Source organism: Streptomyces sp. NPDC039465 (assembly GCF_055639315.1).
On sequence record NZ_JBVKAP010000003.1, the window covers coordinates 42,987 to 58,925 of the forward strand.

At 72.2% G+C, this 15,939-nt stretch carries 14 protein-coding genes; 9 read left to right on the forward strand and 5 right to left on the reverse strand.

The features are described from left to right. Positions 1 to 75 precede the first annotated feature (75 nt). Positions 76 to 990, reverse strand: a complete 915-nt coding sequence (locus tag ACZ7LT_RS10745) for a LysR family transcriptional regulator (protein ID WP_471235665.1) — start codon at positions 988 to 990, stop codon at positions 76 to 78. Positions 991 to 1,061: 71 nt separating this feature from the next. On the opposite strand from ACZ7LT_RS10745, the gene ACZ7LT_RS10750 reads away from it, so the two are divergent. The 3 genes from ACZ7LT_RS10750 to ACZ7LT_RS10760 all read left to right on the forward strand — a co-directional run bounded on the left by ACZ7LT_RS10750 (position 1,062) and on the right by ACZ7LT_RS10760 (position 4,298). Then, positions 1,062 to 1,703: a maleylpyruvate isomerase family mycothiol-dependent enzyme gene (locus ACZ7LT_RS10750; RefSeq protein ID WP_471235666.1), complete on the forward strand. Its 642-nt coding sequence runs from the start codon at positions 1,062 to 1,064 to the stop codon at positions 1,701 to 1,703. Between the two features lie 102 nt (positions 1,704 to 1,805). Beyond that, positions 1,806 to 3,320 (forward strand): tRNA (N6-isopentenyl adenosine(37)-C2)-methylthiotransferase MiaB, encoded by a 1,515-nt coding sequence (miaB, locus tag ACZ7LT_RS10755; RefSeq protein WP_471235667.1) that lies wholly within the window; start codon positions 1,806 to 1,808, stop codon positions 3,318 to 3,320. Positions 3,321 to 3,563: 243 nt separating this feature from the next. Continuing rightward, entirely contained in the window at positions 3,564 to 4,298 is a 735-nt protein-coding gene (locus tag ACZ7LT_RS10760) for a class III extradiol dioxygenase subunit B-like domain-containing protein (protein WP_471235668.1), read from the forward strand. A 110-nt stretch (positions 4,299 to 4,408) separates the two neighbouring features. On the opposite strand, the gene ACZ7LT_RS10765 is transcribed toward ACZ7LT_RS10760, so the two are convergent. Next, positions 4,409 to 4,666 carry an antitoxin gene (locus tag ACZ7LT_RS10765; RefSeq protein WP_471235669.1) on the reverse strand — a complete coding sequence of 86 codons (258 nt, stop codon included), beginning with the start codon at positions 4,664 to 4,666 and terminating at the stop codon, positions 4,409 to 4,411. A 47-nt stretch (positions 4,667 to 4,713) separates the two neighbouring features. Next, positions 4,714 to 4,980, reverse strand: a complete 267-nt coding sequence (locus ACZ7LT_RS10770) for a hypothetical protein (RefSeq protein ID WP_471235670.1) — start codon at positions 4,978 to 4,980, stop codon at positions 4,714 to 4,716. 182 nt (positions 4,981 to 5,162) lie between these two features. Here ACZ7LT_RS10770 and miaA point away from each other — a divergent pair, with 182 nt between their 5' ends. The 6 genes from miaA (at position 5,163) to hflX (ending at position 13,238) form a co-directional block, all read left to right on the forward strand. Continuing rightward, positions 5,163 to 6,101, forward strand: a complete 939-nt coding sequence (miaA, locus tag ACZ7LT_RS10775) for a tRNA (adenosine(37)-N6)-dimethylallyltransferase MiaA (RefSeq protein ID WP_471235671.1) — start codon at positions 5,163 to 5,165, stop codon at positions 6,099 to 6,101. Between the two features lie 105 nt (positions 6,102 to 6,206). Beyond that, a complete protein-coding gene (locus tag ACZ7LT_RS10780; RefSeq protein WP_471236323.1) occupies positions 6,207 to 6,659 on the forward strand; it encodes a hypothetical protein in 453 nt (150 codons plus the stop codon). Between the two features lie 155 nt (positions 6,660 to 6,814). Further along, entirely contained in the window at positions 6,815 to 7,726 is a 912-nt protein-coding gene (gene dapF, locus ACZ7LT_RS10785; RefSeq protein ID WP_471235672.1) for a diaminopimelate epimerase, read from the forward strand. A 140-nt stretch (positions 7,727 to 7,866) separates the two neighbouring features. Further along, positions 7,867 to 10,005, forward strand: a complete 2,139-nt coding sequence (locus ACZ7LT_RS10790) for a RelA/SpoT family protein (protein ID WP_471235673.1) — start codon at positions 7,867 to 7,869, stop codon at positions 10,003 to 10,005. Positions 10,006 to 10,113: 108 nt separating this feature from the next. Continuing rightward, positions 10,114 to 11,622 (forward strand): M1 family metallopeptidase, encoded by a 1,509-nt coding sequence (locus tag ACZ7LT_RS10795; RefSeq protein ID WP_471235674.1) that lies wholly within the window; start codon positions 10,114 to 10,116, stop codon positions 11,620 to 11,622. A gap of 122 nt (positions 11,623 to 11,744) precedes the next feature. Further along, the gene (hflX, locus tag ACZ7LT_RS10800; RefSeq protein ID WP_471235675.1) at positions 11,745 to 13,238 is read left to right on the forward strand and encodes a GTPase HflX; all 1,494 of its coding nucleotides are present in this window, start codon (positions 11,745 to 11,747) and stop codon (positions 13,236 to 13,238) included. A gap of 109 nt (positions 13,239 to 13,347) precedes the next feature. Here hflX and ACZ7LT_RS10805 read toward each other — a convergent pair whose 3' ends face one another. After that, positions 13,348 to 14,514, reverse strand: coding sequence for a trypsin-like serine peptidase (locus ACZ7LT_RS10805; protein WP_471235676.1), 1,167 nt, complete (start codon positions 14,512 to 14,514; stop codon positions 13,348 to 13,350). Positions 14,515 to 14,754: 240 nt separating this feature from the next. Next, the gene (locus ACZ7LT_RS10810; RefSeq protein ID WP_471235677.1) at positions 14,755 to 15,930 is read right to left on the reverse strand and encodes a trypsin-like serine peptidase; all 1,176 of its coding nucleotides are present in this window, start codon (positions 15,928 to 15,930) and stop codon (positions 14,755 to 14,757) included. Positions 15,931 to 15,939 lie beyond the last annotated feature (9 nt).

Consider the following 15,939-nt stretch of genomic DNA (forward strand, 5'->3'; position numbering starts at 1 on the left):
CGGGGATGGGCCTCCACGCGCGCGTGGGCCCTGGGCGACTCGGCTCGTGCACCTCCAGCAGCGCCGGGCCGCCGCCTACCCTGCCGGCTCCGGGAGCGCCGCCCGCAGATGGGCCAGGAGCGCACGGGCCGCCGGGGAGAGCGGGCCGGTGCGCCGCCAGGCCAGGGCGACCCGCCCCCTCGGCTCGGGGTCGGTCAGCCTCAGGATCCGCAGCCCGAGCGCGTCGGCGGCCCCGGTCGGCAGGTCCGGCACGACCGCCACCCCCAGGCCCCGCGCCGCGAGCCGTGCCAGCACCATGGGCGTGGCCGCCTCGAAGGCGATCCGCGGCCGTATGCCGTGCCCGGCGAAGGCCCGGTCCAGCACGCCGCGTACGCCCGTACCCCGGGGCAGGCTGATCAGCGGGCGGTCGTGGAGGGCCGCCAGCGGCAGGCTCGTACCCGCCACGCGCGCGAGGAGTGGGTCTCCTGGCGCCACCGCGGCGACCAGCGGCTCGTCGATCACCACCTGCAGGCAGAGGTCCGGTGGCGGAGTCCCGCCCGCCAGGCCCAGCAAGGCGAGGTCGAGCTCGCCCCGGCGGACCGCGGCGAGCATGCGCTCCGAGGTGTCCTCGGTGAGCGAGATTTCCACCCGCGGATGCGCATCGTGGAAGTCGGCCAGCAGCGCCGCCACGTCGAACTCGTCGGACGCCGCCCCCGAGATCATCCCGATGGTCACCTGGCCCCGCAGAAGCCCGGTGAACTCGGCCACCGTCCCCCGGACATCCTCTACGGCGGCGAGCGCGGCCCGCGCGTACGGCAGCACCGCCTCGCCCACCTCCGTGGGGGTCACCGAACCGCCGGAGCGGTCCAGCAGCGCCTGCCCCAACTCCCGCTCCAGCTGCCGGATCTGCGCGCTCACCCCCGGCTGGGCCACATGCAGACGGGCGGCGGCCCGAGTGAAGTTGGCCTCCTCCACCACCGCGACGAAGTACCGCAGCTGACGCAGTTCCATAAGCACCGAGTCTAGGAGCGAGAAGATCCATCTCTTGGACTTATGGTGCTTGGCCCGCCCACCCTGAAGCCATGGCCGACACCAGGACTCCGATCAGCACACTCATCGCCGCCGAACGCCGGGAACTGGCGGACCTGTTCGACTCCCTTCCCGCCGACCGTTGGGATGCCCCGACCCTCTGCGCGGGGTGGCGCGTGCGGGAGGTCGCCGCCCATATGTCCATGGGCTTTCGCCACTCCCTGCCGAAGATCGTCGCCGAGCTCGTGAAGGCCCGGGGCAGCCTGCACCGGACGACCGACCGTCTCGCCCGCCGGGACGCCGCCGTCCTCGCTCCCGCCGAACTCGCCGCGGCGCTCCGGGACAACGCCCACCACCCCTGGACGCCCCCGGGCGGCCTCCCGGCAGCGCTCGGCCACGACGTCGTACACGGCCTGGACATCACCGTCCCGCTCGGCCTCGACCGACGGATCCCGGAGGAACGCCTGCGTCCCGTCCTGGAGTCGATCACCGCCCGCAGCCTCCGCTTCTTCGGCGCCGACCTGAGCGGCGTCGCCCTGCGCGCCGACGATCTCGACTGGTCCTTCGGGACCGGTACGCCCCTGACCGGCGCGGCCCAGGACCTCCTGCTGGTCGCCTTCGGCCGCAAACTGCCCCCCGGCCGCCTCCACGGCATGGCGAAGGAGCGATTCGTCAGCGCCCCGGCACCGGCCTGAGCCCCGCCGCCCGGGCAGACCCTCGCCCCCCGGCGCGGGCGGCGAGGGGCGGGCGGTCAGGCACGGCCGGACGTACTCCGGACACCGCCTACCCTTGTTCCCATGACCATCAGCGACCGGAGCAAGGCAGTGGACGTCCAGCGAACGTACGAGGTACGCACCTACGGGTGCCAGATGAACGTCCACGATTCCGAGCGGCTCTCCGGTCTGCTGGAGGAGGCGGGATACGTCCGCGCCCCCCAGGGCTCCGACGGCGACGCCGACGTCGTCGTCTTCAACACCTGCGCGGTCCGCGAGAACGCCGACAACAAGCTGTACGGCAACCTCGGCCGGCTCGCCCCGATGAAGACCCGCCGCCCCGGCATGCAGATCGCCGTCGGCGGCTGCCTCGCCCAGAAGGACCGCGAAACCATCGTCAAGAAGGCCCCCTGGGTCGACGTGGTCTTCGGCACGCACAACATCGGCAAGCTGCCGGTGCTCTTGGAGCGCGCCCGCATCCAGGAGGAGGCGCAGGTCGAGATCGCCGAGTCCCTGGAGGCGTTCCCCTCCACGCTGCCGACCCGCCGTGAGTCGGCGTACGCGGCCTGGGTCTCGATCTCCGTCGGCTGCAACAACACCTGCACCTTCTGTATCGTCCCGGCGCTGCGCGGCAAGGAGGAGGACCGCCGCCCCGGCGACATCCTCGCCGAGATCGAGGCCCTGGTCGCCGAGGGAGTCTCGGAGATCACCCTCCTCGGTCAGAACGTCAACGCCTACGGCTCCGACCTGGGCGACCGCGAGGCGTTCAGCAAGCTGCTGCGTACCTGCGGCCAGATCGAGGGCCTGGAGCGGGTCCGCTTCACCTCCCCGCACCCGCGCGACTTCACCGACGACGTGATCGCCGCGATGGCCGAGACCCCGAACGTGATGCCGCAGCTGCACATGCCGCTCCAGTCCGGCTCGGACACGGTGCTCAGGGCCATGCGCCGTTCCTACCGCCAGGAGCGCTTCCTCGGCATCATCGAGAAGGTCCGCGCCGCCATCCCGCACGCGGCCATCTCCACCGACATCATCGTGGGCTTCCCCGGCGAGACCGAGGAGGACTTCGAGCAGACCATGCACACGGTCCGCGAGGCCCGCTTCGCCAACGCCTTCACCTTCCAGTACTCCAAGCGGCCCGGCACCCCCGCGGCCGAGATGGACGGCCAGATCCCCAAGGAGGTCGTGCAGGCGCGCTACGAGCGCCTCGTCGCCCTCCAGGAGGAGATCTCCTGGGAGGAGAACAAGAAGCAGGTCGGCCGCACCCTGGAGGTCATGGTCGCCGAGGGCGAGGGCCGCAAGGACGGCGCCACGCACCGCCTCTCCGGGCGCGCCCCCGACAACCGCCTCGTCCACTTCACCAAGCCGGACGCGGAGGTCCGCCCCGGTGACGTGGTGACCGTCGAGATCACCTACGCCGCCCCGCACCACCTGCTCGCCGAGGGCCCCACCACGTCCGTGCGCCGCACCCGCGCCGGCGACGCCTGGGAGAAGCGCAACGCCGCCCCGCAGCAGGGCCCGGGCGTCATGCTCGGCCTGCCCAAGATCGGCGTACCCGCGCCGCTGCCCGCGGTCACGAACGGCTGCGCCGTCGACTGAGCCGCCGCCACCCGGCGGGGTGGACGGGAGCACGGGCGGTACGGCGCCGCCACCCGGCTGGCTGGACGGGGGCACGCGCCGGTACGGTGCCGGCCCACCCCGCTGGCTGGACGGGAGCACGTGCCCCTACGGTGTCGGCGTCATCGGTGCCCGTACGTGAGTCCGGGCGCACGGTCACGGCGGCGCCGCGCGCGGTGCCCGTACGACGCGTGACCGGCGCCGGTGCCGAGTAGGCTCCGGATCATGCTTGTCGCCGCCGCCGTCTGCCCCTGTCCGCCGCTGCTGGTTCCCGAGGTCGCCGCGGGCGCGGCCGCCGAGCTCGACGAGGCGAGGACCGCCTGTCTCGACGCCCTCGGTGTGCTCGCCGCCTCCCGGCCCGACCGGCTGGTCGTGGTCGCCCCGGTCGCGGCGGGCGACGACACGGCCCAGGGGCGGTACCTGGAAGGCGCCGAGGGCTCCTTCCACGGCTTCGGCGTGGATCTTCCCGTACGGCTCGGCAGCGGCTCCTCCGAGGAGCCGCAGGAGGCCGCCCGCGGCCCCCTGCCCACCCCCCTCGCCGTCGCCGCCTGGCTCCTGGCGCGCGCGGACTGGGCCGACGCCCCCGTCGAGGGGCTCGCCGTCGACGAGCGCCTCGACGCCGCCGCCTGCGCCGCCACCGGCCGGGAACTGGCCGCGGCCGCCGGGCGGGTCGCGCTGCTCGTCATGGGCGACGGAAGCGCCTGCCGCACGCTCAAGGCGCCCGGATACCTCGACGAGCGCGCCGCCGGGTTCGACGAGGGCGTGGCCCGCGCCCTCGGCACGGCGGACCCCACGGCGCTGCTGACGCTGGACGAACAGCTCGCGCACGAGCTGAAGGCGGCCGGCCGGGCCCCCTGGCAGGTCCTGGCGGGCGCGGCGGAGGGCCGGGACCTCGACGGCCGGCTGCTGTACGAGGACGCGCCGTACGGCGTGGGCTACTTCGTGGCGTCCTGGTTCTAGGCCACCCCGGCGATTCACGGGCGCATGACCCGAAACGGCGGACGGCCGCGGAGCGTCATGCTTCGCGGCCGTCCGCCGTGCGGAGGGACCTTCAGGTGACGACCGAGGCGTCAGGCGGCCGGCGGCGGAGTGGTGCCGTCGTCCTTATGGGCGCCGCTGTCCTTGTGGGCGATCCGGTCAAGGGCCTCCTTGGCCTTGCCGGTACCCGAGTGGATCTTGTCGCTGTACTTGCCCTTGGTCTTCTCGTCGACCAGCTTCGCGGCCTTCTCCAGCCCGTGGTCGATCTTGGGCGCGTGCTGCTGCGCGAGGTCGGAGACCTTGTCCTTGGCCGGGGCGAGTTTGGCCTTGAAAGAATCCAGGAGGCCCATGGGTCACCTTCCCTCGGATGTGTCCGTACGGAACGCCTGCGACGTGACTACTTACGGGCGCCTTCGCCGGCTTCGTTGTCCGCCGCTTCCTCCGCCGACTGCTGCTTCGGAATCTCCACGGCCTCGACGACCTCCACGGCCTCGGACTCGCCATCGCCGGCGGGCTCGGCCTCGGCTGCCTCGGGCGCGGCGGAACCGGACTCCTCCGCCTCCGGCTCGTCCGCCGGAGTGACGTCCTGCGCCGCCTCCGTTGACGCCTCGGAAACCTCGGAAGTGTCCTTCCCCTTCCGAAGAAACCTTGCAAAAACGCCCATATCTACTCCATAGGTTACTCGTGTGGGCGAAATTCCGCGTCGTCCAGGGCGCTCCATTACGTCGCCCGGTGAGGCCGGTCCAGAAAACCGGCGGTCGGAACCTCCAACTGGCAACGACCTCGGATCCGGCCCGTCACGTCGCTCGTTCGGGGAGGTCCGCTGAGGTTTGCGAGACTGGTGCGGTGAGAACTGCAGCTCCCGCCCCGCGGGTCATCGCCGTCGTCGGTCCCACAGCGGCCGGAAAGTCCGATCTGGGTGTCTTCCTCGCCCAGCAACTCGGCGGCGAAGTCGTCAACGCCGACTCGATGCAGCTCTACCGGGGGATGGACATCGGCACCGCCAAGCTGACGCTCGAGGAGCGCGGCGGCATCCCGCACCACCTCCTCGACATCTGGGACGTCACCGAGGCCGCCAGCGTCGCCGAGTACCAGCGCCTCGCCCGCGCCGAGATCGACCGGCTGCTCGCCGCCGGCCGCACCCCCGTCCTCGTCGGCGGCTCCGGCCTCTACGTGCGCGGCGCCGTCGACGCCCTCGAATTCCCCGGCACCGACCCCGCCGTCCGCGCCCGCCTGGAGACCGAGCTCGACGAGCGCGGCTCCGGCTTCCTGCATGCCCGGCTCGCCGCCGCCGACCCCGAAGCCGCCCGGGCGATCCTGCCCAGCAACGGCCGGCGCATCGTCCGCGCACTCGAAGTGATCGAGCTCACCGGCAAACCGTTCACCGCCAACCTCCCCGGCCCCGACTCCGTCTACGACACCGTGCAGATCGGCGTCGACGTCGCCCGCCCCGAACTCGACGAACGGATCACCGCGCGCGTGGACCGGATGTGGGAGGCCGGCCTGGTCGACGAGGTCCGCGCCCTCGAGGCCCGCGGGCTGCGCGAGGGCCGTACCGCCGCCCGCGCGCTCGGCTACCAGCAGGTGCTCGCGGCGCTCGCGGGGGAGTGCACCGAGGACGAGGCGCGCGCCGAGACCGTCCGCGCGACCAAGCGGTTCGCCCGCCGCCAGGACTCGTGGTTCCGCCGCGACACGCGCGTGCACTGGCTCAGTGGAGCCCTCCAGGACCGGGCGGAACTCCCCGGTCGGGCCCTGGCGTTGGTCGAACGAGCGGTTACAGCCTGATCACGTGATGGCATCGGGACGCACTGCCCGTCATCGAGGCGCCCGGCGGCGTGCCATCATCGAGCATCGATCACCGTGGAGTCCGAGTTGGGAGGGCGCGTGGCGATGGAGGCCGGCCCTCGCGACAGAGAACAGCAACGGCAAGCGCAGGACGACGTACCGCGCTTGAGCCCCGACGGTCCCGACGAGGACCAGGACGGGCCCCCGGAGATGACTCCGGACGAGGTGGAGGTCGAGCTGCGCCCGCAGCGCCGCCTGCGGATCTGGCAGCTCGCCCCGATCGTCGGCCTCGCCGCGCTCGGCTCGCTGATGTTCGCCTTCCCCCTGGCCTTCGGCTCCGGTGACGGCGGAGCCGTCGTCGCCATGCTCGGCCTGCTGATCAGCGGCTGCGCCGCCGGCTGGGGCATGATGGCCGCCCGCCGCGTCGGCCACACCTGGCCGGGAATGCCCGCCCGCGGCTCCGGCGAGCGCCCGAACTGGCGGGTGCTCGCGCTGTACGCCGCGGTGAGCTGCGGCCTCGTAGCCCTCGCGATCTGGCGCGTGGCCCGCCTCCGCTGACCGCCCCCAGCTGTGCGGCCGGCGGCTCCGACTCCACTGACCGCCCCCAGCCGTGCGGCCGGCAGCTCCGGTCCCGCGTCGCCCGGCCGCTCGCGCCCGGTCCGCATCCCGCCGAGCGGCCTCCGTACGGTGCGCTGTCGTACCTGCCCCGTACGATGGCATTCGTGACCAGCACGCAGACTTCGCCGATCGCCTTCCTCAAGGGCCACGGCACCGAGAACGACTTCGTGATCGTCCCCGACCCGGACAACGGCATCGATCTGCCCGCCGCCGTCGTCGCCTGGCTCTGCGACCGCCGCGCCGGGATCGGCGGCGACGGAGTGCTGCACGTCGTGCGCTCCGCCGCGCACCCCGAGGCGCGCGCCATGGCCGACGAGGCCGAGTGGTTCATGGACTACCGCAACGCCGACGGCTCCGTCGCCGAGATGTGCGGCAACGGCGTCCGGGTCTTCGCCCGCTATCTCGAGCACGCCGGACACGTCACCGCGGGCGAGGTGGCCGTCGCCACCCGCAGCGGCGTCAAGCGCGTCCACCTCGACAAGGACGGCTCCGTCACCGTCTCCATGGGCCGCGCCACGCTCCCCGAGGACGGCGTCACCGTCACTGTCGGCGAGCGCAGCTGGCCCGCCCGCAACGTCAACATGGGCAACCCCCACGCCGTCGCGTTCGTCGACAGCCTCGACCACGCGGGCGACCTGTACGCCGAGCCGCCGTACAGCCCCGCCGAGGTCTACCCGGACGGGGTGAACATCGAGTTCGTCGTGGACCGTGGCCCCCGCCACGTCGCCATGCGCGTGCACGAGCGCGGCGCCGCCGAGACCCGCTCCTGCGGCACGGGCGCGTGCGCGGTCGCCGTCGCCACCGCCCGCCGGGACGGTGCCGACCCCGCCGAGACCGGGGCCCCCGTCACGTACACCGTCGACGTCCTCGGCGGCACGCTGCTGATCACCGAGCACCCGGACGGCGCGGTCGAGATGACCGGCCCGGCCGTGATCGTCGCGGAGGGTACGGTCGACCCGGACTGGCTGGCGGGAGGCGCCGCCGGAAACGTAACGGCCTCGGCCTGACGCTTCCCTCGAATGGGTGATCCGTTTCACGCTGGGCGAGAGCGGGACTGCGCCACGTGGTGGGGTCGGTAGCATCAAGCACCGGCCCGGCGGACACGCCTTGCCCGCCCACCGCCGGTCGACGCCGCCGGAGGTGCCCCATGAGCGCAGAGGCCACCAACCCCGATGCCCCCAGCCGCAGGCGCGGCCGCCCCAGGATCGACCTTCGCAGACTGGGCCGTGCCGCCCTGCTCGGCCCCACGACCAGGGACCGGCTGCCCGACGCCATCGGCCATGTCGCCGACGCCCACCGCGCCCACCACCCCGACGCCGATCTGGCCGTGCTGCACCGCGCGTACGTCCTCGCGGAGACCTCGCACCGCGGCCAGTTCCGCAAGAGCGGCGAGCCGTACATCACCCATCCGCTCGCCGTGACCCTGATCCTCGCCGAACTCGGCGCGGAGACCACGACCTTGACCGCCTCCCTGCTCCACGACACCGTGGAGGACACGGAGGTGACGCTCGATCAGGTGCGGGACCAGTTCGGCGACGAGGTCTGCTATCTCGTCGACGGCGTCACCAAACTGGAGAAGGTCGACTACGGCGCCGCCGCCGAGCCCGAGACCTTCCGCAAGATGCTCGTCGCCACCGGCAACGACGTCCGCGTCATGTCGATCAAACTCGCCGACCGCCTGCACAACATGCGCACCCTCGGCGTGATGCGCCCCGAGAAGCAGGCCCGTATCGCCAAGGTCACCCGCGACGTCCTCATCCCCCTCGCCGAACGGCTCGGCGTGCAGGCCCTCAAGACCGAGCTGGAGGACCTGGTCTTCGCCATCCTCCACCCCGAGGAGTACGAGAACACCCGCGCCCTCATCGCCGGGAACCCCACCGCCGGAGAGGCCCTGGCTGCCGTCGCCGAGCAGGTCTCCACCGTGCTGCGCGAGGCCGGCATCAGCGCCGAAGTTCTCGTCCGCCCCCGCCACTTCGTCTCCGTCCACCGTAGTCTGCTCAAACGCGGCGAGCTCCGCGGCACCGACTTCGGACGCCTCCTCGTGCTGGTCGCCGAGGACGCCGACTGCTACGCGGTCCTCGGCGAGCTGCACACCTGCTTCACCCCGCTGATCTCGGAGTTCAAGGACTTCATCGCGGCTCCCAAGTTCAACCTCTACCAGTCGCTGCACACCGCCGTCGCCGCGCCCGACGGCTCGGTCGCCGAAGTCCTCATCCGTACGCACCAGATGCACAAGGTCGCCGAAGCGGGCGTCATCGCCCTCGGCAACCCGTACGCCCACACCCCGGCCGAGGCCACCCCCGCGGACCCCGCCTCGGCCGAGGCCACCCCGCCCGGCGCCGCCGAACCGGACGACGACGGTGAACGCGCCGACCCCACCCGCCCCGGCTGGCTCTCCCGCCTCCTCGACTGGCAGCAGAACGCCCCCGACCCGGACACCTTCTGGACCTCCCTCCGCGCCGACCTGGCCCAGGACCGGGAGATCACCGTCTTCCTCGCCGACGGCGGCACCCTCGGCCTGCCCGCCTGGGCGACCTGCGTGGACGCCGCCTACGCCCAGCACGGCGCGGCCGCCCACGCCTGCGTCGGCGCCCGCGTCAACGGCCGCCTGGCGACCCTGAGCACGGTCCTCGGCGACGGCGACACCGTCCAGCTGCTGCTCGCCGGGGACACCGCCTCCGGACCCTCCCCCGAGTGGCTCAAGCACGCCCGTACGCCAGCCGCGCGCATCGCCATCCGGGGCTGGCTGGACGCCCACCCGGAAGGCCCCGGGACCCCCGACGCCGCCCCCCGCCCCTTCGCCGCCGTCGTCGCCGCCCGCCGCTCCACCGCGGGCGCGGTCGCGGTCGCCGACCTGCCGGGCGCAACCGTACGGCTCGCCGGCTGCTGCACCCCCGTACCCCCCGACCCGATCACCGGCTTCGCCGTCCGCGGCGGCATGGTCACGGTCCACCGCGAGGAGTGTCCCGGCGTCACCCGCATGACCGCGCTGGGCCGCTCACCCGTCGCCGTGCGCTGGGGCGATGCCCCCGACTGCCGCGTCACCCTCGTCGCCGAGTCCTTCGGCCGGCCCCGGCTCCTCGCCGACCTCACCGAAGCCATCGCCACCGCCGGCGCGGCGGTCGTCTCGGCCACCGTCGAACCGCCCCTGGAGCAGCGCGTACGCCACACGTACACGCTGCACCTCCCCGACGCGGCCGAGCTGCCCGCCCTCATGCGGGCCATGCGAGAGGTGCCGGGCGTCTACGACGTCAGCCGCGCCCAGCACCCCGCGGCGACCGGCTGAGCACCCGTGGCAGGCGGCCGCGACCCGCTCGGGTGGCACATGACCCCTTCGAGTGGGAACGGAGCGCGTCTGCGGTGCGCGGGCGGAGTCCCCTGGTAGCGGTTGCTCATGCTGCTCTCCCCACGACCCGGCTCCCGTGCCGCCAGGCGCCTGCGCGCCGCCGTCCTGGTCGCCGCCTCCGCGGGCCTCGTCGCCGCGACCCTGCCCGCCCCCACCCCCCTCGGCATCGGCGACCCGCTCTTCCCCCACCTGGGCAACCCTGGATACGACGTCCTCACGTACGACATCACCCTCCGTTACGGAGGTGACAACACCAAGCCGCTCGACGCGCTCACGAAGATCGAGGCGCGGGCCACCGACCGGCTCGACCGCGTCAACCTCGACTTCACCCACGGCACGGTCCGCGCCGTCCGGGTCAACGGCCGCGCGGCCGAGTTCGTGACCAAGGGCGAGGACCTCGTCGTCACCCCCGCCACCGCGGCCGAGGCGGGCGCACCCCTGCACATCGCCGTCGAGCACACCAGCGACCCCTCCGGCGCCCAGGACACCGGCGGCTGGGTACGGACCGGCGACGGGCTTGTCATGGCCAACCAGGCCGACGCCGCCCACCGCGTCTTCCCCGGCAACGACCACCCCGCCGACAAGGCCCACTTCACTTTCCGGGTCACCGCCCCCAGCGACCTGACCGTCGTCGCCAACGGGCTTCCGGTCGCGCGCACCCGCCCCCTGCCGCTGCCCCGCGCGGGGGGCCAGGCGGCGGTCACCACCTGGGAGTACCGCACCCTCCACCCGATGGCCACCGAGCTCGCCCAGGTCTCCATCGGCCGCTCCACCGTCGTCCACCGCACCGGCCCGCACGGGCTGCCCGTACGAGACGTCGTACGCACCGCCGACCGGACGCTCATGGAGCCCTGGCTGAAGAAGACCCCCGGTCAGCTGGAGTGGATGGAGGCCAAGGTCGGCCCGTACCCCTTCGAGACCTACGGCGTCCTCGTCGCCGATGCGGAGACCGGCTTCGAGCTCGAGACGCAGACCCTCTCGCTCTTCGAGCGGTCCCTGTTCGTCCGCGCCTCCTACCCCGAGTGGTACGTCGACTCGGTCATGGTGCACGAGCTGGCCCACCAGTGGTTCGGCAACAGCGTCTCGCCCCGCACCTGGTCCGACCTGTGGCTGAACGAAGGACACGCCACCTGGTACGAGGCGCTCTACGCGGAGGAGAAGGCGAAGAAGTCGCTGGAGACCCGGATGCACGCCGCGTACACGATGTCGGACAGCTGGCGCGCCGCCGGAGGCCCCCCCGCCGCGCCCACCCCGCCCGCGCCGGGAGACAAGATCAGCCTCTTCCGTCCCGTCGTCTACGACGGGAGCGCCCTCATCCTCTACGCCCTGCGCCAGGAGATCGGCAAGGCCGCCTTCGAGGAGCTGGAGCGCCGCTGGGTCAGCGACCACCGGGACTCCACGGCGACCACCGCCGACTTCACCGGCCTCGCCGAGGAGATCTCCGGCAAGGACCTCACGTCGTTCTTCGCCGGCTGGCTGTACGCGAAGAAGACCCCGCCGATGCCGGGGCATCCGGACTGGCGCAGCCGCGCCGTGAACGCCCCGAAACCCGGATGACGGGCCTTGCCCGACCGTGTCACCATCATCAGGTCGGCGGCGCGGCCGGGCCCGGGAATCTTTGCGGGCCACCACGCGTTGTGACCGGCGTAACGACATCGACGTATCGACGTAAGGATCCAATGACCTCCTCTTCATCCCCTTCCCAGGACGAGCAGAGCTTCGCGGAGACGAGCCGCACCGAGAGCCTTCGGGCCGATGCCCTGATGGAAGAGGACGTCGCCTGGAGCTACGAGATCGACGGAGAGCGGGACGGCGACCAGTTCGACCGCTCCGAGCGCGCGGCGCTACGGCGCGTGGCGGGCCTCTCCACTGAGCTCGAAGACGTCACAGAGGTCGAGTACCGGCAGCTGCGCCTGGAGCGCGTCGTGCTGGTGGGCGTCTGGACCTCGGGGACGGTTCAGGACGCGGAGAATTCCCTCGCGGAGCTCGCCGCACTCGCCGAGACGGCGGGTGCGCTGGTACTCGACGGCGTGATCCAGCGCCGCGACAAGCCGGACCCGGCCACGTTCATCGGCTCGGGCAAGGCCCGGGAGCTCCGCGACATCGTCGTGGAGACCGGCGCCGACACCGTCGTCTGCGACGGTGAGCTCAGCCCCGGCCAGCTCATCGCCCTCGAAGACGTCGTCAAGGTGAAGGTGGTCGACCGGACCGCCCTCATCCTCGACATCTTCGCCCAGCACGCCAAGTCCCGAGAGGGCAAGGCGCAGGTCGCGCTCGCGCAGATGCAGTACATGCTGCCGCGGCTGCGAGGCTGGGGTCAGTCGCTCTCCCGCCAGATGGGTGGCGGCGGCGGTGGCGGTATGGCCACGCGTGGTCCCGGTGAGACCAAGATCGAGACGGACCGGCGACGGATCCGCGAGAAGATGGCGAAGATGCGCCGTGAGATCGCGGAGATGAAGACCGGCCGTGACATCAAGCGGCAGGAGCGCCGGCGCAACAAGGTGCCGTCGGTCGCGATCGCCGGCTACACCAACGCCGGCAAGTCGTCCCTGCTGAACCGCCTGACCGGCGCGGGTGTGCTGGTGGAGAACGCACTGTTCGCCACCCTCGACCCGACCGTGCGCCGAGCCGAGACGCCCAGCGGCCGGCTCTACACCCTGGCCGACACCGTCGGGTTCGTACGGCACCTGCCGCACCACCTCGTCGAGGCGTTCCGCTCCACGATGGAGGAGGTCGGCGAGTCCGATCTCATCCTGCACGTCGTGGACGGTTCGCACCCGGCGCCGGAGGAGCAGCTGGCCGCCGTGCGCGAGGTGATCCGGGACGTCGGCGCGACGGACGTGCCGGAGATCGTGGTCATCAACAAGGCCGACGCGGCTGACCCGCTCGTACTGCAGCGCCTGCTGCGCATCGAGCGGCACGCCATCGCGGTCTCGGCGCGCACGGGCGCGGGCATGGAAGAGCTGCTCGCCCTGATCGACGACGAGCTGCCGCGGCCGCAGGTCGAGATCGAGGCGCTGGTGCCGTACACCCACGGCGGCCTGGTCTCCCGGGTGCACGCCGAGGGTGAGGTGCTCGCCGAGGAGCACACCCCCGAGGGCACGCTGCTCAAGGCGCGGGTGCACGAGGAACTGTCCGCGTTCCTGGCACCGTACGTACCCGCCGCGCACTGACGTCGTACGCGACGGACAACGGCCGAAGGCCCGCCCCCTCCTGACGAAGGGGCGGGCCTTCGGTCCGTCCGCGGGACCTCCTCGCCAGGGGCGAGCGGCTACCGGCGTGCTATCGGGCGAACTTCTTGCTCACCATCTCGTGGGCGGCCTTGGCGCCGCGTCCCAGCTGAGGACCGGCCAGCCAGCCGTTGCTGCCGGCCGGGCCGATCGAGGTGTTGGACACCAGAGCGGGCTTGCCGTTGGACATCGTGCGGATCCAGCCGCCGCCGGAGGAGCCACCGGTCATGGTGCAGCCGATGCGGTACATCGTGGGCGTGCCCGGCGCCAGGGACAGCCGGCCGGGCCGGTCGATGCACTTGTGCATGATCAGACCGTTGTACGGCGGGGCCGCCGGGTAACCCCAGGCGCCCATGGTGCCCGCCTGCTGGACCGTCGGCGCGGAGAAGTCGATCGGCAGCGCGACCCCGACGGTCTCCTCCAGGGACTTCGAGCCCCGCTCGGGCTTCACATGCAGGACGGCGTAGTCGTACGGCCAGGCGGCGTTGGAGCCACCGCGGTTGATCCACTCGCCCGACGTCACCGACCAGTCGGCCCAGTACGTGCCGTACGGCGCGATCTCGTGCTGCTTGGCGTTGCGCAGCGCCGCCGCCGACTTGCCCAGGTTGTTGTACGCGGGGACGAAGACGATGTTGCGGAACCATCCGCCGCGCTGCCCGGCGTGCACGCAGTGGCCCGCGGTCCAGACGAGGTTGGACTTGCCCGGTCGGCGCGGGTCCTTCACGACCGTGCCGGAGCAGACCATCGAGCCCTGCGGCGAGTCGAAGAAGATCTTGCCCACGGGGGCGGCGTTACGGGTGTAGGGGGTCTTCTCCCGCAGGGCCCGCACCGGGCGCGGCGTGGGGTCGGTGGCCCCGGCGGTGCCGGCCGTCGCGGCGATCGTCGGATCGGGGCTCTTCGCCGACTGCATCCGCTCGGTGTCCCACAGGCCCTCGATCACCGGGTTGACGAAGTCCTGGGCCTCACGGAGCCAGGTCTCCTTGTCCCAGTTCTTCCACTCGCCGTTCTTCCACTTCTCCGGGTCGACGCCGTGCTGCTTGAGCTTGTCCGCGAGCTCACCGGGAAGCTTGTCGCCGCCCTGGCCGCCGTCGGCGGCGGCGGGGCTGGACGCGGCCGGCTTGGACGCCGCCGTGTCCTCGGTCGGACCGCAGGCGGTGGCCGTCAGCGCGAGCGCCGCGGCCAGGCCGGCGAGAGCCGGTATCGGACGTATGGAACGCATGAAAACGATTCCCCCTGATGTACGTGCGATTGCATGACGCACCACCCCGGCAGGGCTTGCCGTGGGCACGTCATATGAGCGGGCACAGTATGCCGAATGAAACCGGCCAGGCCGCACGGGGCGGGCGGCGAGTCGCCGCCCGCCCCGCACACCGAGCCTCATGGTGTGTCGAGCGCGATGGTGTGTCGAGCGTGTTGGCACGCCTAAGGTCAGGCGCGTCGAGGGGCAGGTGCGTCGGGGTCAGCGACCCGCGAACTTCTTGCTGACCTCGTTGAAGATCCCCTTGGCTTCCGTACCCAGCCGCGGACCAGCCAGCCAGCCGGACGTCACCGGGCCGATGGAGGTGTTGGAGACCAGCGCGGGCTTGCCGTCCTTGCCCTGCGCGACCCAGCCACCACCGGAGGAACCACCGGTCATGGTGCAGCCGATGCGGTACATCGTCGGCTGGTCGGCCTTCAGCGACAGGCGACCCGCCTTGTCCGCGCACTGGAACATCTTCTGGCCGTCGAACGGCGGCGCCGCCGGGTAGCCGGTGGCCGTGATCTTCGAGAGCTTGGGCGCGGCCGGGGCGTTGAAGTCGACCGGAAGCGCCGAACCGACCGTCTCCTCGAGGGACTTGCCCTTGCCGCCCTTCTCCGGCGTCACATGGATCACCGCGAAGTCGTACGGAGCGCCCTGGCCGCCGGTCGCGGCGCCCTGCGAGATCCACTGCTCGGACGTCTGCGCCCAGTCGCCCCACCACACACCGTACGGAGCGATCTCCTCACGGCCGGCCTTCTCCAACTCGGAGGTCGGCTTGCCGCTGTTGTTGTACGAGGGCACGAACGCGATGTTGCGGTACCAGCCGCCGCTCTTGCCGGCGTGCACGCAGTGACCGGCCGTCCAGACCATGTTGGACTTGCCCGGGTTCGCCGGGTCCTTCACCACGGTCGCCGAGCAGACCATCGAGCCCTGCGGACCGTCGAAGAAGACCTTCCCGGCCTCGGGCGCGCTCGCGTGGTACTGCGTCTTGACGCTCTTCGCCTTCACCGGGCGGGGCGTGGGGTCGGTCACCCCCTTGTCACCGGAGATGTCCTCCTCCTCGACCGGCCGCTCGGGCTGCTGGGCATCCCGCATCCGGTCCGGGTCCCAGAGGTCCTCGATGATCGGGTTGACGAAGTCCTTGGCCTCACGCAGCCATTTGTCCTTGTCCCAGTTCTTCCACTCGCCGTTTCTCCACTTGTCCGGATCGATCCCGTGCTCCTTGAGCCGCTCCTTCAGATCGTCCGGGATCGTGATCTTTCCGTCGGACGGCTGGCTCGCGGTGGCGCTGGGCTTGTCTCCCGCTATGTCCTCGGTCGGACCGCAGCCCGTAGCCGTCAGCGCCAGCGCGGCGGCGACGGAAGCCGCGGCCAGCAGTGGGCGAATGGGTCGCATGTGGTGATC